Source organism: Streptomyces sp. NPDC001796 (assembly GCF_042892355.1).
Classification (GTDB): Bacteria; Actinomycetota; Actinomycetes; order Streptomycetales; family Streptomycetaceae; genus Streptomyces.
Genome location: NZ_JBIAUC010000009.1, coordinates 96,881 through 117,576 on the forward strand (window position 1 = coordinate 96,881; position 20,696 = coordinate 117,576).

General features: G+C 72.3%; 20 protein-coding genes. 11 read left to right on the top strand and 9 right to left on the bottom strand.

The genetic code is table 11. The features are described 5' to 3' along the window. Positions 1-17: 17 nt before the first annotated feature. The 3 genes from ACFYZE_RS20095 to ACFYZE_RS20105 all read right to left on the bottom strand — a co-directional run bounded on the left by ACFYZE_RS20095 (position 18) and on the right by ACFYZE_RS20105 (position 2,338). On the bottom strand, positions 18-707 hold the full coding sequence (locus ACFYZE_RS20095; protein ID WP_388995537.1) for a hypothetical protein: 690 nt from the start codon (positions 705-707) through the stop codon (positions 18-20). Positions 708-1,213: 506 nt separating this feature from the next. Further along, on the bottom strand, positions 1,214-1,453 hold the full coding sequence (locus ACFYZE_RS20100) for a DUF6480 family protein (RefSeq protein WP_388995540.1): 240 nt from the start codon (positions 1,451-1,453) through the stop codon (positions 1,214-1,216). Between the two features lie 135 nt (positions 1,454-1,588). After that, on the bottom strand, positions 1,589-2,338 hold the full coding sequence (locus tag ACFYZE_RS20105) for a YqjF family protein (RefSeq protein WP_388995543.1): 750 nt from the start codon (positions 2,336-2,338) through the stop codon (positions 1,589-1,591). Between the two features lie 239 nt (positions 2,339-2,577). Between ACFYZE_RS20105 and ACFYZE_RS20110 the strand changes: the two genes are divergently transcribed. From ACFYZE_RS20110 to ACFYZE_RS20150, 9 genes are all read left to right on the top strand, one after another. Then, positions 2,578-3,063: a DUF2975 domain-containing protein gene (locus ACFYZE_RS20110; RefSeq protein ID WP_388995545.1), complete on the top strand. Its 486-nt coding sequence runs from the start codon at positions 2,578-2,580 to the stop codon at positions 3,061-3,063. After that, positions 3,063-3,284 carry a helix-turn-helix domain-containing protein gene (locus ACFYZE_RS20115; RefSeq protein ID WP_388995548.1) on the top strand — a complete coding sequence of 74 codons (222 nt, stop codon included), beginning with the start codon at positions 3,063-3,065 and terminating at the stop codon, positions 3,282-3,284. Before ACFYZE_RS20110 ends, ACFYZE_RS20115 begins: the two co-directional genes overlap by 1 nt. A 115-nt stretch (positions 3,285-3,399) precedes the next feature. After that, the gene (locus tag ACFYZE_RS20120; protein WP_388995551.1) at positions 3,400-5,229 is read left to right on the top strand and encodes a gamma-glutamyltransferase family protein; all 1,830 of its coding nucleotides are present in this window, start codon (positions 3,400-3,402) and stop codon (positions 5,227-5,229) included. 170 nt (positions 5,230-5,399) lie between these two features. Further along, positions 5,400-6,245: an inositol monophosphatase family protein gene (locus ACFYZE_RS20125; RefSeq protein WP_388995554.1), complete on the top strand. Its 846-nt coding sequence runs from the start codon at positions 5,400-5,402 to the stop codon at positions 6,243-6,245. Positions 6,246-6,335: 90 nt separating this feature from the next. Then, positions 6,336-7,745 (top strand): phytoene desaturase family protein, encoded by a 1,410-nt coding sequence (locus ACFYZE_RS20130; RefSeq protein ID WP_388995556.1) that lies wholly within the window; start codon positions 6,336-6,338, stop codon positions 7,743-7,745. Further along, positions 7,742-8,251 carry an O-acetyl-ADP-ribose deacetylase gene (locus ACFYZE_RS20135; RefSeq protein ID WP_388995559.1) on the top strand — a complete coding sequence of 170 codons (510 nt, stop codon included), beginning with the start codon at positions 7,742-7,744 and terminating at the stop codon, positions 8,249-8,251. Before ACFYZE_RS20130 ends, ACFYZE_RS20135 begins: the two co-directional genes overlap by 4 nt. Before the next feature lie 158 nt (positions 8,252-8,409). Continuing rightward, complete coding sequence (locus ACFYZE_RS20140; RefSeq protein WP_388995562.1) at positions 8,410-10,755, top strand: glycoside hydrolase family 65 protein; 2,346 nt, start codon at positions 8,410-8,412, stop codon at positions 10,753-10,755. A gap of 140 nt (positions 10,756-10,895) precedes the next feature. Then, on the top strand, positions 10,896-12,407 hold the full coding sequence (locus tag ACFYZE_RS20145; protein WP_388995565.1) for an AlkA N-terminal domain-containing protein: 1,512 nt from the start codon (positions 10,896-10,898) through the stop codon (positions 12,405-12,407). Between the two features lie 9 nt (positions 12,408-12,416). Further along, positions 12,417-12,899: a methylated-DNA--[protein]-cysteine S-methyltransferase gene (locus ACFYZE_RS20150; protein WP_388995568.1), complete on the top strand. Its 483-nt coding sequence runs from the start codon at positions 12,417-12,419 to the stop codon at positions 12,897-12,899. A gap of 6 nt (positions 12,900-12,905) precedes the next feature. On the opposite strand, the gene ACFYZE_RS20155 is transcribed toward ACFYZE_RS20150, so the two are convergent. From ACFYZE_RS20155 to ACFYZE_RS20170, 4 genes are read right to left on the bottom strand one after another with little or no spacing between them, the layout of a single operon-like run. Then, positions 12,906-13,634 carry an NAD-dependent deacetylase gene (locus tag ACFYZE_RS20155; RefSeq protein WP_388995571.1) on the bottom strand — a complete coding sequence of 243 codons (729 nt, stop codon included), beginning with the start codon at positions 13,632-13,634 and terminating at the stop codon, positions 12,906-12,908. Positions 13,635-13,690: 56 nt separating this feature from the next. Next, the gene (locus ACFYZE_RS20160; RefSeq protein ID WP_388995574.1) at positions 13,691-14,182 is read right to left on the bottom strand and encodes an NUDIX domain-containing protein; all 492 of its coding nucleotides are present in this window, start codon (positions 14,180-14,182) and stop codon (positions 13,691-13,693) included. A gap of 24 nt (positions 14,183-14,206) precedes the next feature. Continuing rightward, entirely contained in the window at positions 14,207-14,671 is a 465-nt protein-coding gene (locus ACFYZE_RS20165; protein WP_388995577.1) for a hypothetical protein, read from the bottom strand. Further along, the gene (locus ACFYZE_RS20170) at positions 14,672-16,420 is read right to left on the bottom strand and encodes a sialidase family protein (RefSeq protein WP_388995580.1); all 1,749 of its coding nucleotides are present in this window, start codon (positions 16,418-16,420) and stop codon (positions 14,672-14,674) included. Positions 16,421-16,812: 392 nt separating this feature from the next. On the opposite strand from ACFYZE_RS20170, the gene ACFYZE_RS20175 reads away from it, so the two are divergent. Next, positions 16,813-17,256, top strand: a complete 444-nt coding sequence (locus ACFYZE_RS20175) for a hypothetical protein (RefSeq protein ID WP_388995583.1) — start codon at positions 16,813-16,815, stop codon at positions 17,254-17,256. 71 nt (positions 17,257-17,327) lie between these two features. Here the strand turns inward: ACFYZE_RS20175 and ACFYZE_RS20180 are convergent, their stop codons facing one another. Next, a complete protein-coding gene (locus tag ACFYZE_RS20180) occupies positions 17,328-18,428 on the bottom strand; it encodes an ADP-ribosylglycohydrolase family protein (protein ID WP_388995586.1) in 1,101 nt (366 codons plus the stop codon). Positions 18,429-18,624: 196 nt separating this feature from the next. On the opposite strand from ACFYZE_RS20180, the gene ACFYZE_RS20185 reads away from it, so the two are divergent. Then, the gene (locus ACFYZE_RS20185; protein WP_388996056.1) at positions 18,625-19,743 is read left to right on the top strand and encodes a glycerate kinase; all 1,119 of its coding nucleotides are present in this window, start codon (positions 18,625-18,627) and stop codon (positions 19,741-19,743) included. 119 nt (positions 19,744-19,862) lie between these two features. On the opposite strand, the gene pssA is transcribed toward ACFYZE_RS20185, so the two are convergent. Next, a complete protein-coding gene (pssA, locus tag ACFYZE_RS20190; protein WP_366027545.1) occupies positions 19,863-20,684 on the bottom strand; it encodes a CDP-diacylglycerol--serine O-phosphatidyltransferase in 822 nt (273 codons plus the stop codon). Between the last annotated feature and the right edge of the window lie 12 nt (positions 20,685-20,696).

The following is a 20,696-nucleotide window of genomic DNA, read 5'->3' on the forward strand; positions in this document are numbered from 1 at the left end:
GGGCCGCTGGGGAACGGTCAGCTCTTCTGCTGACCGTCCCCCAGCGCGGCCACCGCCTCCCTGGCGGCCTTGATGGCCCCCTTGTTGATCTCGTCCGTACCGGGAGCCTTCTTCGTCTCGAAGTCGCTGCCGTTGTAGTCGACGGAGACCAGCGCGTTGGACACGCGGACCAGCACCAGGCCCTCACGGGTCTGCTGCTTGTCCTCGGTGGTGAGGTTCACGACCGAGTAGCCGGCGTCGCCGAGACCGGGGACCGCGCCGCCGCCGCTCTTGTCCGTGGTCCGCTCGGTGTACGACTTCTGCGCCTGCGCCTGCGAGTCCATGATCTCGAAGGTGACGTCGAGCCAGCGGTAGTCGTAGCCCTTGAGCGCGTTCCAGGAGCAGGTCCGGCGGACCGACCGGTCCGTGGAGGGGATCTCCTTGCCGGCCGTCTTGGCGCCCGGGACGAGGGACGTGATCGTCTTGCCGGTCAGAGCCGTGCACGGTGGGGGCGCGGTGGCGTACGTCTTCGCCGCGGCCGACGGGCCGGAAGCGGAGGCGGTTCCCGCGTCCTGGGGGCTCTGGGCGTCCTGGCTCCGCTGGGCCGACTTGTGCTCGGTGGCCGAGGAGGCGGCCGGACCGGAGGTCAGCGCCCAGCCCGCACAGGCGAGTACGAGGACCGGGCTCAGCCGCGCGGTGAGGGCGAGCGGCAGGGGAAGATCACGCACGGGCGCACTTCTCGTGGGGGACGGACGGTGCGGAGGGTGGTCCACACTGCGGACGGGACGACAGTTTCACATGACTGCCTGTGAGGCGGAAGGGGCCAACTCGCTCTGTACTCACGCGATGACGCAGGCCGACCGTGCACAGGCCCCTGTGTCCCCTTATGCCCGAACCGGACCGGTGCCGGAGCCATGCTGTGCCCACGCTGGACCCGCGCGGGACAGGGGCGGCAGCGTGCTGGGCCCGCGCGGCGGGGTGGGCCGGACCCGTGCTGAACCCGCGCGGCGGGGTGGGCCGGACCCGTGCTGGGCCCGCGCGGCGGGGTGGGCCGGACCCGTGCTGAACCCGCGCGGGACAGGGGCGGCACCATGCCGGACCCGCGTGCCGCCGGGGCCGGAGCCAGCCCCGGCTTCCGATGGGCGTCCCCCCGAGACGGGACCCCGGGGCCGTCGGGTGCCACCGTCCCCGCCCCCGAACGACCGCGGGGCCGCCCCGGCCGCCCGGGGCGCGCTCACCGCATCAGCGATATCGCGTACGCGAGGAAGAACCCGGCCACCAGCACCACCAGCGCGGTGATGGCGATCAGTGGTCCCTTCGCCCAGCCCCGCGTCCGGTCGTAGTCGTCCCGGTGAGTGACCTCCGAAGTGCTGCTCTCGCCCGGCGGCGTCTCTCCCGGAGGCACCCCGCCCGGCTCCACCCCCGGGGTCTGCGACGGCTCGGGGTCGGCGGAGCCGTACTGACGGTTCCGCATCCCCCCTGTTCCGCTGTCCCGGTTCATCTGGTTCATGGCCGCCGAGTACCCGCACGACCGGGCGTCACGCGGAGACGCGGAGACAAGGGGACGAACGGGGTGACCGCTGCCCTGCGCGCGCCCGAGGAGGGGGTGTCAGCGGGCCAGACGTGAGGGCGACAGTGGGCGGGAGGCGCCCATGCGCACCTGCCGTACCCCGTCGGAGAAGTGCACCACCGGCTCGGCTTCGGGTGAGGGAAGTCCTGCGGCCCGGGTCACGGTCTCCTCGAAGCGTTCGAGTGTCGCGGCGCGCAGCGGCCACGGCTCGTGCTCGACGGGCGTTTCCCAGAGCATCCCCAGCCGTCGTGTGTACGCGCGCCACCGTGAGGTCAGCCAGACGTCCCGCTGCGTCGGCGTCAGCGGCCGGCCGGGCCGGACGGCCACCTCGTACGAGGGCGAGCCGCCCCGGCGTGCACCCGAGTAGCGCACCACCTCTCCCTCGTGGGACAGACTCAGCCGGCCCGGGTTGTACGGTGCGCCCACGGCGCGGGCCGCCAGCATGAGGGGGTTGCCCACCTCGATGGACAGGAACCACAGCCCGTCGCGCCCGTCGGGGCCCCGGACGTAGGTGCGCAGGTTGGTCTCCGGAAACGTGGGGAGGCCGGGCGTCGCGCCGGGCAGGACCGCAGGCCGTACGTCGGCCATCAGGAACGGCGTGAAGCTGACCCAGGCCGCGCCCTCGTACTCGTCCACGGTCAGGCCCTCCGGCAGCAGACGCCGCACCTGGTCGGGGCGGAAGGGCCAGTGCACGAAGGTCTGCGTCAGCCATCCTGCCTCCAGGGCCGGCAGGTGGACGCGCTGCTCCGCCGCGAGGGACACCATGCCGCCCGAGTCCCCGTCGATCACACCGGGAAACGCGGCGGGAGCGCTGCGACTGGGGGACGTGCACCGCGTCAGCCCGGCCCGCCGAGGGGCAACGGATGACCGAGCTGCGGGGGTCAGGTGCTCGCCGGACGCGGCTAGGTCGAGACATGGCCACGGCGTCCCCCCGCCGTGCGAGTCCGCCGCCGACCCTCCGTCCCAGCCCTTGCTTCATCTATCGACATTCGATAGATTCCCATCGCGAATCGATGGAAGGTTGGGGCATGGGAAAGCTGACAGTGGGTGCGCTGCGCGCCGTACTCGTGGTGGTGCTCGCCGGCGCCGTGTTCGTACAGGCATCGATGGTGTGGGCGTTGGCCACCGACCCGGAGAACGGGTCGCTGCCGCTGACCCCCCTGCGCGTGATCACGATCCTGGGCATGGTGTCGGTCCAGGTCGCCGTGGTCTGCGTATGGCGGCTGGTGACGATGGTGCGACGCGGGACCGTGTTCTCCCACGCCGCGTTCCGGTACGTGGACGTCGTGATCGGCGCGATCGTGGCGGCTGCCCTCGTGTGGTTCGCGGTCACGGCCCTCAACGCTCCGGGCCAGCGGGCCGACCCGGGCGTCACCGTCATCATGGGCGGGGTCGGCGTGGCCATCCTGGGAGTCGCGCTCATCGTGTTCGTACTGCGGACGCTGCTCGCCCAGGCCGTCGCGCGCGACGTCGAAGCGGCGCAGATGCAGGCCGAGTTGGACGAGGTGATCTGATGCCGATCGTCGTCGACATCGACGTGATGCTGGCCAGACGCAAGATGTCCGTGGGCGAGCTCGCGGAACGCGTAGGGATCACGCCCGCCAACCTGGCGGTACTCAAGAACGGCCGCGCCAAGGCGGTGCGCTTTGCCACGCTCGCCGCGCTCTGCGAGGTTCTCAAGTGCCAGCCGGGCGACCTGCTGCGCTGGGAGGCCGAGGATGCCGTGGGTGGATGACGTGTCCCAGGCGGGCGTGAGAACGTCTGGCGTAACCGGCCGTGACACGGCGCGTGTACGGCATGGACATGGATCGCCCAGCACCCGCAGCACCGCCCCGACCCCGAGGTGAGAGATGCACTTCACGACCCGCCCCACCCTTCAAGGGACTTTCGGCATGGTGTCCTCCACCCACTGGCTCGCCTCCCAGTCGGCGATGGCCGTGCTGGAGGACGGTGGCAACGCGTTCGACGCGGCCGTGGCGGGCGCGTTCGTGCTGCACGTCGTGGAACCGCACCTCAACGGCCCCGCCGGCGAGGTCCCGATCCTGCTCGCCCCGGCGGGCGGCGAGGTGCGGGTGCTGTGCGGGCAGGGCGTCGCGCCCGCGGGGGCCACCATCGCCCACTACAGGGCACTCGGTCTGGATCTCGTCCCCGGCACCGGGCCCCTGGCCGCCGCCGTCCCGGGAGCCTTCGACGCCTGGATGCTGCTGCTGCGCGACCACGGCACCAGGTCCCTCGCCGACGTGCTGAAGTACGCCATCGGCTACGCCGAGCACGGGCACCCGCCGGTGGAGCGCGTCGGCCGGACGGTCGAGACCGTGCGCGAGCTGTTCGAAACCGAGTGGACCTCCTCGGCCGAGGTGTACCTGCCCGGCGGGAGGTCGCCGCGCCCCGGCGAGCCGCTGCGCAACCCCGCGCTGGCCGCCACCTGGAAGCGGCTGCTCGCCGAGGTGGCGAGGGCCGGCGACCGGGAGGAGCAGATCGAGGAGGCCCGCCGGGTGTGGCGCTCCGGATTCATCGCCGAGGCCCTGGTGCGGCAGGCGGGGCGGCCCACCATGGACACCAGCGGCGAACGCCACCGGGGCACCCTGACGGCCGACGACCTGGCCTCCTGGTCGGCCGCCTACGAGACTCCGGCGACCTACGACTGGAACGGCTGGACCGTGTGCAAGGCGGGCCCCTGGAGCCAGGGCCCCGTCTTCCTCCAGCAGCTCGCCCTGCTCCCGCCCGAGCTGCCCCGGTACGGCTCCGCGGACTACGTCCACCTGCTGATCGAGGGCTGCAAGCTCGCCATGGCCGACCGCGAGGCCTGGTACGGCGACGCGGCCGCGGTCCCGCTCGACGAACTGCTGTCCGATGCCTACAACGCCGAGCGGCGCGCCCTGATCGGCGACAAGGCGTCGTACGAGCTGCGCCCCGGCGCCCCCGGAAGCCGCGTGCCGCGCCTGAGTGAGTACGCTCGCGTGGTGGCCACCGACGATCCCGGCTTCAACCCCATGGGCGTCGGCGAACCGACCGTGGCGAAGAGCCCGACGTCGCCCGTGCCCGGTGAACCGGACGTCACCGCCGACGGCGCCACCCGCGGCGACACCTGCCACCTCGACGTCGTCGACCGCTGGGGCAACATGATCGCGGCCACGCCCAGCGGCGGCTGGCTCCAGTCCAACCCGGTCGTGCCCGAGCTGGGCTTCCCGCTCGGCACCCGGCTCCAGATGACCTGGCTCGACGAGGGCCTGCCGAACTCGCTCACGCCCGGGCGCCGGCCCCGTACCACCCTCACGCCCTCGATCGCCCTGCGCGACGGGGTGCCGGTGCTGGCGTTCGGCACACCCGGCGGCGACCAGCAGGACCAGTGGCAGCTCCACTTCTTCCTGTCCGTCGCCCTGCTCCCGCAGGTCCGCGGCAGCCTCGACCTGCAAGGTGCCATCGACGCCCCGAACTGGCACAACGACAGCTTCCCGGGCTCCTTCTACCCACGCGGTATGCGCCCCGGCAGCGTCACCGTCGAGTCCCGCACGGACCCGGAGGTCGTCGCGGAGCTGCGCCGGCGCGGCCATGACGTCACCGTCGGCGAGGCCTGGTCGGAGGGGCGGCTGTGCGCGGTAGCCCGGAACCCGGAGACGGGCGTGCTCTCGGCCGCGGCCAATCCACGGGGCATGCAGGGGTACGCGGTCGGCCGCTGAACCAGCGGGTGCCGTTGAACCAGCGGGTGCCGTTGAATCAGCCGGTCCCACCGAACCGGCCGACCCGCCGACCGGCCGAAGCAGGGGAGAAGCACCGAATTCATACCGATTCAACCCGGAGTACACCAGGCCGGTGAGGATTGTCAGTGACGCGTGCTCTCATTGAGGGCATGATCGACGACTACGAAACCATCGACGGGTTTCTCGCGCACGGCACGGCAGACGTCGAGGAGGCCGTGCGCAAGGCGGCCGCCAGCGAGATCATGCCGCGCTTCTGCCGGCTCGCCGCGCACGAGATCGACGAGAAGAACGGCCCGCACGACCTGGTCACGGACGCCGACCGCAACGCCGAGGCCTACCTCACCGAGGTGCTTCCGAGGCTGCTGCCCGGCTCGGTCGTGGTGGGTGAGGAGGCGGTGCACGCCAACCCGGTGACGTACGAGGCCGTCCGGGGCGAGGCCCCTGTCTGGATCGTCGACCCGGTCGACGGCACCCGCCAGTTCGTGCACGGCGACCCCGGGTTCTGCACGCTGGTCGCACTCGCCCAGGGCGGTGTCGTACGCGCCTCGTGGACGTACGCCCCGGCCCTGGACCGCCTCGCCACGGCGGTGCGGGGCGAGGGCGCGTTCCTCGACGGCGAACGCCTGCGAGCGGGCTCTCCCACGGCGGGCCGCGACCTGGAGGTGGCCACGTCACACCCCGACTACACCACGGACGAGCAGAAGCGCGGGCTGCTCGGACTGCGGACGGGCGGCGTCCGCCCGCGCCCGTGCGGCTCGGCGGGCCTTGAGTACCTCAATGTCGCCCAGGGCCTGCTCGACGCCACGGCCTTCTCCTGGGAGGCGGCCTGGGACCACGCGGCCGGCCTGCTGCTGGTCGAGGAGGCGGGCGGCGCGCACCTGACCCTGACGGGCGAACCGTTCCGGATCACCGGCGGCAACGCGCTGCCGTTCACCGCGGCGCGGGACGAGGCCACGGCGCGCCGGGTGGTGGGCCTGCTGTCGGGCGCCGCCTGACCTTCCCCCGTACCCGAGGCGTGTCAGACCTCCGGCATATCCTGATCTCCTGTGGCCGTCGGCTGACGAAGGAGTCCGAAGGTGCCGTCGATGCTCGATGCGGTCGTGGTGGGGGCGGGGCCCAACGGGCTGACGGCTGCCGTGGAGCTGGCCCGTCGCGGTTTCTCCGTGGCCGTCTTCGAGGCGCGCGACACCGTCGGCGGCGGCGCCCGGACCGAGGAGCTGACGCTGCCCGGTTTCCGGCACGACCCGTGCTCGGCCGCTCACCCCCTGGGTGTCAATTCCCCCGCGTTCCGTGCCATGCCCCTCGAGCGGTACGGCCTTCAGTGGCTGCACCCCGAGCTGCCGATGGCGCACCCCTTCCCCGACGGCACGGCCGCGGTGCTGTCACGGTCCGTGGCCGAGACGGCCGCCTCGTTCGGCCCGCGCGACGCGGGAGCGTACCGCCGGCTGGTCGCGCCGTTCCTGAGCCGCTGGGACACCCTGGCCCGGGACTTCATGTCCCTGCCCCGGACCGCGCTGCCCCGGGACCCGGTCACCCTCGCCCGGTTCGGCCTAGTGGGCCTGCCCCCGTCGACCTGGCTGATGCGCCGCTTCCACGACGAGCGCGCGAAGACCCTGTTCGCCGGGCTCGTCGCCCACGTGATCGCCCCGCTCGGCGGTTTCGCCACCGGCGCGATCGGCCTGGTCTTCGCCCTCGCGGCGCACGCCCGCGGCTGGCCGGTCGCCCGCGGCGGCTCCCAGTCGATCTCCGACGCCCTCGCCGCGTACCTGAAGGACCTGGGCGGCACCGTCCACACCGACTACGAGGTCAAGCGCCTCGACGACCTGCCCCCGGCGCGCGCGTACGTCTTCGACACCTCGCCCACCGCGCTGGCCCGTATCGCCGGCCTCGGGCGCTACTACGACGGCTACCGCTACGGCGCGGGCGTCTTCAAGATCGATTACGCGCTGGACGGCCCGGTCCCGTGGACCGCGAAGGAACCGCGCGTCGCCGGCACCGTGCAGATCGGCGCGGACAGCGCGGAGATCGGCACCGCCCTGCGCGCCGCGTCCCGGGAGGGCCGCGCGCCCGACCGGCCGTTCCTCATCACCGTGCAGCCCAGCGTCGCCGACCCCACCCGGGCGCCTCAGGGCAAGCAGGTCTTCTGGGCTTACGGCCATGTGCCCAACGGCTGGCGCGGTGACCTCACCGACGCCATGGAGCGCCAGCTGGAGCGCTTCGCCCCGGGGTTCCGCGACCGCGTTCTCGCCCGCGCCACCGCCGGCCCGCCCGAACTGGCCGCCCGCAACGCGAACTACGTCGGCGGCGACATCGCCTCCGGCGCGGCGTCCGGCCTCCAGCTCCTGCTGCGCCCCAAGGTGTCCCTGTCCCCGTACAGCACCCCGCACCCGGCCGTCTTCATCTGCTCCTCGGCCACCCCACCGGGCCCGGGCGTGCACGGCATGTCGGGACACAACGCGGCGAAGGCGGTCTGGCGGAGGCTGAGGCAGCGATGACCGCCATCACGCTGGTCAAGGGCGACATCACCCGGCAGAGCGCCGACGCGATCGTCAACGCGGCCAACTCATCCCTGCTCGGCGGGGGTGGGGTGGACGGCGCGATCCACCGGCGCGGCGGCCCGGCGATCCTCGAGGAGTGCCGCGCGCTGCGCGCCTCGAGGTACGGCAAGGGACTGCCAACGGGCCGGGCGGTCGCCACCACGGCGGGCGAACTGGACGCACGCTGGGTGATCCACACGGTCGGTCCCCGCTTCAGCCCCCAGGAGGACCGCTCGGAGCTGCTGGCCTCCTGCTACCGGCAGTCGCTGCGCGTCGCCGACGAGCTCGGCGCCCGTACGGTGGCCTTCCCAGCCGTGTCCGCCGGCATCTACGGGTGGCCGATCGACGACGCCGCCCGTATCGCGGTGGAGACGGTCAGGGCCACGAGGACGGCCGTCGAGGAGGTCACGTTCGTCCTCTTCGACGAGCCGGCGTACGAGGCGTTCGCGGCGCGGCTTCGCTGAGCGACCGCTCATTCCCCGCGACCCTCGGCGAGGCCGCGCTGCCCCTGGTGGGGTGCGCCGTCCTTTCCGGGGCCCTTGGGGATGGAGTGACTGCTGAGCGGGCAGATATAGCACATGGCATTCCAGGCATTCCGGATATGTCTCCCGGAGGTCCCGCCGTGATCACTCATCCCGCCTACGGGGCCGACCCCTGGTGCATCCGCGAGACGGGGCTCGACCTGGACGTCCTGGCACAGAGCGAATCGGTCTTCGCCCTGTCCAACGGACACATCGGCTGGCGAGGCAACCTCGAGGAGGGGGAGCCGCACGGACTGCCCGGCTGCTACCTCAACGGCGTCCACGAAGTACACCCGCTGCCCTACGCCGAGGCCGGATACGGCTACCCGGAGTCCGGCCAGACGGTCATCAACGTCACCGACGGCAAGCTCATCCGCCTCCTCGTCGACGACGAGCAGGTGGACCTGCGCTACGGGCGTCTCCTCTCGCACGAACGGGTCCTCGATCTGCGGGCCGGGGTACTGCACCGCGTCTGCGAATGGGTCTCGCCGGTGGGCAAGGCCGTCCGGGTGCGCTCCACCCGCCTGGTGTCCTTCACCCACCGCGCCGTCGCCGCGATCGCCTACGAGGTTGAGCCGCTGGACGACGAGGTGCGCGTCGTCATCCAGTCCGAACTCGTCGCCAACGAGCCCATGCCGCAGCCCAGCGACGATCCGCGGGTGGCCGCCGCCCTGGAATCCCCGCTGCGCTCCGAGGAGCACCACGCCGAAGGGGCCCGGCTGCGCCTGATCCACCGCACCGTCCGCAGCGGACTGCGGGTCGCGGCCGCCGCCGACCACGTCGTACAGGGTCCGGCATCCACCCGGACAGCCGGAGAGAGCGCGCACGACGTCGCCCGGTTCACCGTCATCGCCGACCTCAGGCCCGGCGAGAAGCTCCGTCTGGAGAAGCTGGTCTCCTACGGCTGGTCCTCGCTGCGCTCACTGCCGTCCCTGGGGGACCAGGTGGAGGCCGCGCTCGCCGAGGCGCGCAGCACGGGCTGGCAGGGTCTGGTCGACGAGCAGCGGGCCGTCCTGGACGACTTCTGGGCGCACGCCGATGTGGAGGTGGACGGCGACGCCGAGATACAGCAGGCCGTCCGCTTCGCGCTCTTCCATGTGCTCCAGGCCGCCGCCCGGGCGGAGCAGCGGGCCATCCCCGCCAAGGGCCTGACGGGCTCCGGCTATGACGGGCACGCCTTCTGGGACACGGAGACCTACGTTCTGCCGGTGCTCATCTTCGCCCACCCGCGCAGCGTCACCGCGGCGCTGCGCTGGCGCCAGGACACCCTGCCGGCGGCCCGCGCCCGCGCCCGGCAGCTCGGCCTCGAGGGAGCCGCCTTCCCATGGCGCACCATCGACGGCGCGGAGTGCTCCGGCTACTGGCCGGCCGGCGCCGCGGCCTTCCACATCAACGCCGACATCGCCCATGCCGTCCTGCGCTACGTCTCGGTCTCCGGCGACGAGGACTTCGAACGCGACACCGGGGTGGAACTCCTGGTGGAGAGCGCCCGGTTGTGGCGTTCCCTCGGCCACCACGACTCCCAGGGCCGCTTCCACATCGACGGCGTCACCGGCCCCGACGAGTACAGCGCGCTCGCGGACGACAACACCTACACCAATCTCATGGCCCAGGAGAACCTGCGGGCCGCCGCCGAAGCCGCCGAACGCCACCCCGAACAGGCCGCCGCGCTCGGCGTGACCGAGGACGAGACGGCGGCCTGGCGCACCGCCGCCAAGACGATGACCGTCCCCTACAACAGGGCCCTCGGCATCCACGAGCAGGCCGCAGCCTACACCCGCCACCAGGTCTGGGACTTCTCCCGCACCCGGCCGGAGGACTACCCGCTGCTGCTGCACTACCCGTACCTCCAGATCTACCGGAAGCAGGTGGTCAAACAAGCGGACCTCGTGCTGGCGATGTACCTGCGCGGCGACGCCTTCGACGAGGGCGAGAAGGCGCGCAACTTCGCCTACTACGAACCGCTCACCGTCCGTGACTCCTCCTTGTCGGCGAGCGTGCAGGCCGTCATCGCAGCCGAGGTCGGCCACCTGCGCCTGGCGTACGACTACCTTGGCGAGGCGGCCCTGATGGACCTGGACGACCTGGAGAACAACACCCGCGACGGCCTGCACATCGCGTCCCTGGCGGGCTCCTGGATCGCGCTCGTCGCCGGCTTCGGCGGCTTGCGCTACCACTCCGGAACCATGTCCTTCGCGCCCCGGCTGCCCGACAGGCTCAGCCGGCTGGCCTTCTCGATCCACGTCCGCGGCCAGTGCCTCCGGGTGGAGATCACCGACTCCCATGCCACGTACACGCTGGTGAAGGGGGAATCGGTCAGGATCAGGCACTACGGCGAGCCGCTGACTGTGGCCGGCGACACCGCGCAGACCCGCCCGGTGAAACCGTCGCCCCCCTTGCCGCAGCCTTCCCAGCCCCCCGGACGCCACCCCGAGCGCCCCCACTGAACACAAAACCCCTGCTGCTGTGCGGGGGCGGCCTGCGGACGACGACGTGGCGGCACAGCGATCGGGGTAACGGCAGGTCGCTCCAGCCACATGTCGGATTTCCGCCAGCCCGGCACGCTCCGGTGCCCGATGCTTGAGGCATGCGGAACGCGATGCACACCGACCGGGAGCGCTGTGTGCGCGCCGTCCAGTCCAAGGACGCGCGCTTCGACGGCTGGTTCTACACAGCGGTCCTGACCACGCGGATCTACTGCCGCCCCAGCTGCCCGGCGGTGCCGCCCAAACCGGAGAACATGACCTTCTACCCGAGCGCCGCCGCCTGCCAGCAGGCCGGGTTCCGGGCGTGCAAGCGGTGCCGCCCGGACACCAGCCCCGGCTCGCCCGAGTGGAACCAGCGCGCAGACCTCGTCGCCCGCGCCATGCGGCTGATCGCCGACGGTGTCGTGGACCGCGACGGCGTGCCCGGCCTCGCCGCCCGTCTCGGCTACAGCACCCGCCAGATCGAGCGCCAGCTCCTCGCCGAACTCGGCGCCGGGCCGCTCGCGCTCGCCCGCGCGCAGCGCGCCCAGACCGCCCGGCTGCTCATCGAGACGACCGGGCTGCGGATGGCGGAGATCGCGTTCGCGGCCGGGTTCTCCTCGATCCGCACCTTCAACGACACCGTCCGCGAGGTCTTCGCGCTCTCCCCGAGCGAGCTGCGCGCCCGTCTGCCCCGGCAGACGGTGATCGCACCGGGCGTCCTCAGCCTGAGGCTGCCGTTCCGCGCCCCGCTCAACCCGGACAACCTCTTCGGACACCTCGCCGCCACCGCCGTACCGGGCGTGGAGGAGTGGCTCCCCCGCAGCCTGAACGGCGAGGGCGGTCCCCCCGTCGGCGCGTACCGGCGCACGCTCCGGCTGCCGTACGGACACGGCATCGTGGCGCTGACCCCGCGACCCGACCACATCGCCTGCCGTCTCAGCCTCAGCGACATGCGCGACCTGGCCGTCGCCATCAGCCGCTGCCGCCGCATGCTCGACCTGGACGCCGATCCGGTCGCCGTCGACGACCAGCTGCGCACGGACCCGGTGCTTGCGCCCCTCGTCGACAAGGCCCCCGGCCGCCGTGTGCCGCGCACCGTCGACGAGGCCGAGTTCGCCGTACGGGCGGTCCTCGGCCAGCAGGTCTCCACGGCTGCCGCCCGCACCCACGCGGCCCGCCTGGTCACCGCGCACGGCGAGGCCGTCGAGGACCCCGAAGGCGGCCTCACCCACCTCTTCCCGGCACCGGAGGCCCTCGCCGCACTCGACCCCGAGTCGCTGGCGATGCCCCGCACCCGCCGGACGACCTTCACGACCCTCGTGCGTCAACTCGCCGAGGGATCCATCCACCTGGGCGTCGAGAGCGACTGGGAGGACACCCGCGCCCGGCTGCTGGCACTCCCCGGCTTCGGCCCCTGGACGGTCGACGTGATCGCCATGCGCGCCCTCGGCGACCCCGACGCCTTCCTGCCCACCGACCTCGGCATCAGACGCGCCGCACAGGAACTCGGCCTGCCGTCCACCCCGGCGGCACTCACCGCACGCGCGGCGGCCTGGCGGCCGTGGCGGGCGTACGCGGTCCAGTACCTGTGGGCGACCGACAGCCACCCGATCAACTTCCTTCCGGTTTAAGGACACACAGTGAAACAGCACACGATCATCGACAGCCCCTACGGGCCCCTCACCCTGGTCGCCGACGACGGCGTCCTGTGCGGCCTCTACATGACCGAGCAGCGCCACCGCCCCTCGGAGGAGACCTTCGGCGAGCGAAAGGAGGGGTCCTTCGCCGAGGCGGAGGAACAGCTGGAGGCCTACTTCTCGGGCGAGTTGAAGGAGTTCACGCTCGAACTGCGCCTGCACGGCACCCCGTTCCAGCGCGGCGTCTGGGAGCAACTGCGCCGCATCCCCTACGGCGAGACCCGCTCCTACGGCCAACTGGCCGACGCCCTCGGCAACCCCGGTGCCTCCCGCGCGGTGGGCCTGGCCAACGGCAGGAACCCCATCGGCATCATCGTCCCCTGCCACCGCGTCATCGGCGCGAGCGGCGGCCTGACCGGCTACGGCGGCGGACTGGACCGCAAGCGCCGGCTGCTGGAGTTCGAACGGGGATCGGCGTTGTTCTAGGGCTGCCTACCCTTCCCGGAGACTCTGCAGCAGAGCGGGCAGAGCGGTGCCGATCGGCTCCCGTACGACCTCCTCGGCACGGTCGTCGTACGGGGTCGGCTCGGCGTTGACGATGATCAGCCGGGCCCCGTGGTCGGCGGCCAGGCCGGCGAGAGCGGCGGCGGGCTGGACCTGGAGGCTGCTGCCGACGGCGATGAAGACCGTGCACGCCTTGGTGATCGCGACCGCCTCGCCGAGGACCTCGGGGTCCAGCTGCTCACCGAACATCACGGTCGCCGACTTCAGGATCCCGCCGCACTCCAGGCACGGCGGGTCGTCCTCCCCGGCGTCGACGCGGGCCAGCGCGTCCTCCATCGGGCCGCGCGCGTGGCACCGCGTGCAGACGACGCTGCGGGCGGTGCCGTGCAGTTCGAGCACCTTGCGGGCGGGCATCCCGGCGAGCTGGTGCAGCCCGTCCACGTTCTGCGTGATCACCCGCACGGGCACCCCTGACCGCTCCAGCTCGGCCACGGCCCGGTGCGCGGCGTTCGGCTCGGCGCCCAGGGTCCGGTTCTGCCGCCGCATCTGCCACGAGCGCCGCCGGATCTCCGGATCGCTCATGTAGTACTGGTACGTCACCAGCTTCTCGGCCTCGGGGTCCCGTCGCCACAGCCCGTTCGGCCCGCGATAGTCGGGGATCCCGGAGTCGGTGGAGATACCGGCGCCGCTGAGGACGGCCACGAGGGGCTTGGTCATGTCACCGAGAGTAGGACGGCTGATCCCGGCGGGGCGAACGGATAACGCGGTCCGCGTCAGCCGACCCGGTTGCCGTTCTCCAGCTCCGCTGTGCCCGCGCCGTCCGCCAGCACATCGAGGGCGGCGAGCACGCGGCGCCCGAGGGCGCCGGGCAGGTAGTCGGTGAGCTCCTCACGGGGCACCAGGCGCCAGGACAGCAGTTCCTCCTCCTGCAGCCGGATGGCCTTGAGGTCGTCCTCGCCGAGGACCCCGCCGTCGTACAGGTAGGCGACCAGGGGCGGGCGTCCCGTCCCGTGCACCCAGTCGACCGCGAGCAGCCGGCCCAGCTCGCGGTCGAGACCGATCTCCTCCAGCGTCTCGCGGCGCGCACCCTGACGCGGCGTCTCACCGTCGTCGGACTCGATCGTGCCGCCCGGCAGCGCCCAGCCCTCACGGTAGTTGGGCTCCACGAGCAGCACCCGGCCTTCGGCGTCGCGGAAGAGGGCGGCCGCGCCCGACAGGACACGGGGGAGGGACGCGATGTACGCGGCGAAGTCTGGAGTCGTCATCCAGGAAGGGTAACCACTGCCGGGTCAGGAGACGGCGGACGTCAGGTACGTCAGGTACACACCTCCCGCGCAGTCGGGCACCGTCCGAAGAGTCCAGCGGCCTTCCACCGTCCGGGAGGAGAAGTTCGACTCGGCGTCGTCCTCCTCCACCTCGCCCTCCTTCAGCCGGTACCCCGCCTTGGGGAGCTGCTTCTGCAGGAAGGTGAGCGCGGAGTCGAAGCCGCCGCGTACGACGGTGGACACGACCAGCCGGTCGCCGGCGCGGTGCTCCACCGAGGTCACGACCGCGCCCTCGGGCACCGGCAGGTCGGCCGGAAAGTCCTTGGGCAGCGGAAGTGAGGCGGCGGTGGGGCAGCCGCCGGGCGCCGGTGCGGCGGCTGCCTCCACGGCCGGCCGCTCCGATTGCTCACTCGCGGCCGAGCACCCGGTGACGGCCGCGAGGACGAGGACGCAGCCGGCCAGCGCGGTGGCGGGCGGGAACGGCTTCACCTATCGGCCTCCCTCGGTCTTCTTGCGCTTGCCGGCGGCCACGGCGTCGTACGCGCCGTACAGCGTGTTGCCGGAGGACTGGCGGGCGACGGAGGCCAGCGCGTCGTAGTTCTGCGCGCCGCCGGTGGCGCAGGCGCCGGTGCAGCCGTCGGCGTAGGCGACGAGCACGCGGCCGTGGGCGTCGAGGGTGACGTCGATGAAGTCCAGGAGGTTGCGGTCCTGGCCGCAGGTGGTGCCGCCCGTGCAGATGGACCCCTTCTGCACCGGGTCGGTGGGGGTGGCGTCGACGGTGACCCAGGACTGGCCGCCGTCGTAGGTGGTGGCCACGTACAGGTGCCAGACGCCCTTGAAGCCGGCCGTGTCCTGGTAGTCGCCCCCGGTGGTGGTGCCCAGGAAGGCGAAGGCGGCGCGGTTGTCGTCGCCCGCGGTCACGGCCGGGAAGACGACGTTCTTGATGCCGAGGGCCGCACCGACGTTCTGGTCGTACAGCCACGTCCTGCCCTTGTCGTGGCTGACGGCGATCCGCGCGGTGCCGTCGCTGTTCTGGTAGCCCATGTAGACGGTCCCGCCCGCGCCGATGCCCACACTCGGGTCGGAGTCACCGGGGGTGCTGGAGGGGTTCTTGCGGACGGTCCACGTCAGTCCGTTGTCCTCGGACACCGCCACGGCCTGGTTGCCGCCGCAGCCCTTGTTGGGCACGTAGACCGTGCCGTCCGGGGCGACCTTCACATGCCCGTGCAGTCCGCCGCAGTCCAGCAGCGAGTACATCGGGACAGCGGGCCCGTACGTCAGACCGCCGTCCCGGCTGACCGCGCAGGAGGCGTCGGCGATGTCCTGGGAGCAGTAGTAGACGGCGTCGGGGTACGAGGTGAGTGCGCCGGGACCGCCCGGTGCGAAGGGGCCGCCGCCGATCGTCTGGTGGTCCACTCCCGAGTTGATGCCCGAGCCGGCCGTCGGCGTCCATGTCTCGCCGTCGTCGTCGGTGTAGCAGGTCAGGGCGGTCTTGCCGGCGAGCTGCGACTCGAAGGTGCGATGGGTGGCCGGGTCGGTGAACAGGATCGGGTCGAGGCTGGTGATGCCGCCCTGGGGACAGCCGTGCGCCGTGTTCGCGCTCTTGTCCTGCCAGGTGGCGGTGCCCGCGCTGTCGTAGGCGACCTTGAGCGTCGAGGTATAGGCCTGGAACATCGCGGCGCCGGTCGCGCGGTCGACACCGATCGAGGGTTCACCGGCGTTGTGCGCGTCCGCGATGCTGTCCGGTGCCGAGGAGTTGGCGTACGTCGGCGGGGTCGCCGTACTCGGCGGCGGATCGGCCGGGTCGGAGACCAGGCTCGCGGTGCCGGTGAAGCTGTCGCCGAGCGGCGCGTACGGCACCACGCGCACGGTGTACGACGCCGTCACCGCCGGAAGCAGTACCGTCTCGGGGTCGCTGCTGGAGGCCGAGGCGGCCACGACATGACCGTTCGCGTCGAGGACGTACAGGTCGAAGTCGGCTGCGCTGTCGGGCCACTTGATGTCGATGCGCAGGCTGTGACCGGTGTCGTAGCCGGTGGGCACCGTCACCTTCAGCGCGTAGTCGTCGCACAGCTGCGGGTCGCCGCAGCTCACGGTGCCCGTGGTGCCTGAGACGTTCGGGACGGCGAAGGGTCCGCCGCCCCATGTGGTTGTGGGTGCGGTGTCGCTGACCGATCCGGAGGGCGGAGTGGCGGCGTCGGCCGACACACCGGGCAGGGCGCCGGCCAGGAGGGCCACCAACCCTACGGCGACAGACCACCGCGACCGCGGGTGGCGGTGACGACGGAGCACGGAGAAGAGGGCCACAAGTACCTCGAGGGTTCGAGAGTCGGACGAAGGGCGGTGGTGCGGGGCGGTACGGGTGGTGCCTTCACCTGCTCTACGGGGAGGTGGGGGCCGTCCGTCGCGCGGAAGTCGAACATTTTTCGGACGGGCTCCGGCTCCCTCCGGCGGCCTCGGCTTCCACGAGCCGCAGCACGCGTTCCCCGTGCAACCGGATCACCACTGGCTGCCTCTCCTGACCAACGACGCGTAAAGGATGGGGAGTTGCGGAGAGGCAAGGTCTGGGAGAAGATCGGTGATCACCATGCTCGTCAGGAGCATGCCAAGACCATGAACAGGGGGACCACGTGCCGAACATCAAGGCGCGCCTGGCGGCGATGGCGGGGGCCGCCGCGCTCACCGCCGGCCTGTTGGCGGCGGGGGCGGGACCGGCCTCGGCCGCGGAGGACAGCTTCCACTTCGAGCTCCAGCACATGGGGAGCGACACCTACATCAACGTCTTCAACGACTCCATGGAGGGCCGTCTCGCGGGGTGGGCCGGCTGGTGGGCCGACCCGGGCACGGGCGGTGAACCCGGGGACACCCTGGTGGCGTACGACAACCTGGCGGACGGCTACGGCATCGAGTCTCACCTGAGCACGGGACGGACCGCGACCACCCGTGGCCACAGTGCCAAATACCAGGACACGACTTCGGGCAACCTTCCCGAGGGCAACCACTACCTGATGTGGGTGTGCGTGGTGAAGGGCTCGTGGTCGAAGTGCTCCACGAAGGAAGACGTCTGGGCGTGACCGCTTGTCAGCCTCGTGGCCGCATGGATCGCAGATGAAGTCGACCTAGCGATCAGTGTCGCCGTTCAGGGTCAAGGGCCCCAACTCGTTGAGGAGTCGGGGCCTCCTTCTTGGGCCTCCACGAGCCGCAGGGTCCGTTCCGCCAGCTCGCTGATGCGGACACCGTCGTAGCCGAAGACGGCACTGCGGACCGTGTCCTCCAGGGGGTCCTTCCACCGCGCGGGGATCGCTTCCGCGCCGGTGAGGACGCCCGCGACCGAGCCCGCGGTCGCGCCGTTGGAGTCGGTGTCCAGACCACCGCGCACGGTCAGCGTGATCGTACGGGTGAAGTCACCGTCGCCGTACAGCAGCCCCGCCGTGAGGACCCCCGCGTTCGGAACGGTGTGGATCCAGCCGAGACCGGCGGTCTCCTCCGAGACCGCGTCCAGCGTCTCCTCCCAGCTCAGCCCGGTCTCGTGGAGCGAGATCACCCGGCGTACGGTGCGGGCGAGACGACTGCTCGCGGGGATCACCGTCAGCGCGGTGTCGAGCGCGTGCCGGACGGTGGGCGCGGTGAACGCCGCCGAGATCAGCGCGGCCGCCCACATCGCCCCGTACACCCCGTTCCCGGTGTGCGACAGGACCGCGTCCCGGCGGGCCAGCGAGGCGGCGCGGCGCGGGACGCCCGGGCAGGTCCAGCCGTAGACGTCAGCGCGGATCAGGGCGCCGATCCACTCCTGGTAGGGGTTGTCGTAGGTGGCGGTCAGCGGAGGTTTGAGGCCGCCCGCGAGATTGCGGTAGGCGGCCCGCTCGGCCGTGAACGTCTGCAGATACGGCAGCCTGAGCAGCCACTGGTCGCCGACCTGTTCGGTGCTGAAGTCGAAGCCGTGCGTCTCCAGCAGGTCCAGGCCCAGGACGGCGTAGTCGACGTCGTCGTCGCGGCAGCTGCCGTGGATGCGGCCGCGTACGCACTGACGCCACTCGGGGCGCAGGTCGAGGGCGTCGCTCTCGGTGGCGGGCTCGGGCAGGTAGTCGGTGAGCGGCAGCGCCGAGGCCTGCCGCAGATAGCGGTCGATGCGCTCCCGCGTCCACACATCGCCCCGCTCGACCGGCTTGCCGAGCATGTTGCCGGCGATCCGGCCCAGCCAGCCGCCGAGGACGCGGTCCGCGAGATCGGTGCCCACAGGGGTCATGGCTGAAGGTCTACCCGATTCCGGGGGCACTCGCGCGGATTCCGGGGGCCGGACGGGGCATGACGGGGCAGGTGCGCTGCGGTTAGGGTCACAGCGGCGCGACTGCCCTGGCGTGTTCGACGTGCGCGGGGCTCGAAGAGCGAGGGGATTGCAGGTGGCGGACGCTGCAGTGAACGACACGCGAACGGCACAGCGGGTGCTCGTCGCCGCGGACAAGTTCAAGGGGTCGCTGACGGCCGTCCAGGTCGCGGAGCGGGTGACCACGGGGCTGCGCAGAGTCGTGCCGGACCTCGAGGTGGAGGCGCTGCCCGTGGCCGACGGGGGCGACGGGACGGTGGCCGCGGCGGTCGCGGCCGGGTTCGAACGACGTGAGGTGCGGGTCGCGGGGCCGCTCGGGCACGAGGTGACGGCGGCGTTCGCCCTGCGCGGCGACACGGCGGTCGTGGAGATGGCGGAGGCGAGCGGGTTGCAGCGGCTGCCCGCCGGGGTCTTCGCGCCGCTGACGGCGTCGACGTACGGGTCCGGTGAGCTGCTGCGGGCCGCGCTGGACGCGGGGGCGCGGACCATCGTGTTCGGGGTCGGCGGGAGCGCGACGACGGACGGGGGCGCGGGGATGCTGACCGCGCTCGGGGCGCGGTTCCTGGACGCGGAGGGGGAGCCGGTGACGCCCGGGGGCGGGGGACTGGCGGGGCTGGACCGTGCCGACCTGTCGGGCCTGGACCCGCGGCTGGCCTCGGTCGACCTGATCCTCGCGAGCGATGTGGACAACCCGCTGACGGGGCCGAAGGGCGCCCCGGCCGTGTACGGCCCGCAGAAGGGGGCTTCGCCGGACGACGTGGAGACGCTGGACGCGGCGCTGGCGCACTGCGCGAAGGTACTGGAGGAGGCGATCGGCACCCGGGCCGCGGAGTACGCGGTGGCGCCGGGGGCCGGGGCCGCGGGCGGCATCGGGTACGGGGCCCTGCTCCTCGGCGCGCGGTTCCGCCCCGGCATCGAGGTCATGCTGGACGTCCTCGGCTTCGCGCCGGCGCTGGCGCGGGCCTCGCTGGTGATCACGGGCGAGGGTTCGCTGGACGAGCAGACGCTGCACGGGAAGGCCCCTGCGGGGGTCGCGGCGGCGGCGCGGGCGGCGGGCAAGGAGGTCGTGGCGGTCTGCGGCCGCCTGGCCCTGCCGCCGGAGGCGCTGGAGAGGGCGGGCATCGGGCGGGCCTACCCCCTGACGGAGGTGGAGCCGGACGTGGCGCGGTGCATCGCGGACGCGGGGCCCGTCCTGGAGCGGGTGGCGGAACGGATCGCGCGGGACCACCTGGTCTGAGGCAAGAGCTTTCCGCGGGGACGAGGCACGCCCCCCGGGTGCGCCCCGGCACCAAAGCGGAGGGCCCCGAACCCAACCCGGTTCGGGGCCCTCCGCCATACGCAGCGCAGCGTCGCGCGCTACGGCAACTGCGCCGCTCGCGCCTCCCGGCGGTTGTCACGGAAGTTGTTCACCCGGCGTGCCGTGGCGAACAGCGGGATCACCGCGCCCATGACCAGCTGGAGCGCGCAGCCCGTCTGCAGCAGCAGCTGACCGCTCGGCGCGTCGAAGGCCCATGCCGCCAGCAGACCCATCGACAGGACGATCCACGACAGCATCGCCACCGCGAGCCGGCCCCGCGGCTTCGGGTACTCCACCCGGCTCACCATCAGCCACGCCGTACCCAGGATCGCCAGCAGCGTGGCGAAGAACGGGAGCTCCAGCAGGACGATCGAGACGACCGTCAGCGCGCCGAACGGCGACGGCATCCCCTGGAACATGCCGTCCTTCATCGTCACGCACGAGAAGCGCGCAAGGCGAAGCACCACCGCCAGCAGCACCACGATCGCGCCGACCGCCGCCACCCTCTGGTGCGCGTCGTCCGCCACCATGCCGTAGACCAGCACGAAGTACGCCGGCGCCAGGCCGAAGCTGATCAGGTCCGAGAGGTTGTCCAGCTCGGCGCCCATCGGCGACGACCGCAGCTTCCTCGCCACCAGGCCGTCGAACAGGTCGAAGACGGCCGCGCACAGCATCAGGATGACCGCCGTGGCCGCGCTGTGCCGCGCCATGCCCGCGGACTCGTCGTTGCCCGTCAGGTGCGGGATGAGGATCCCGGTGGTGGTGAAGTACACCGCCATGAAGCCGCACGTCGCGTTGCCGAGGGTGAGCGTGTCCGCTATTGAGAGGCGGAGCGAGAGGGGCATCTCCTCCTCGTCGTCCACCTCGTCGGCCTCCGGCACCCAGCCGGACTG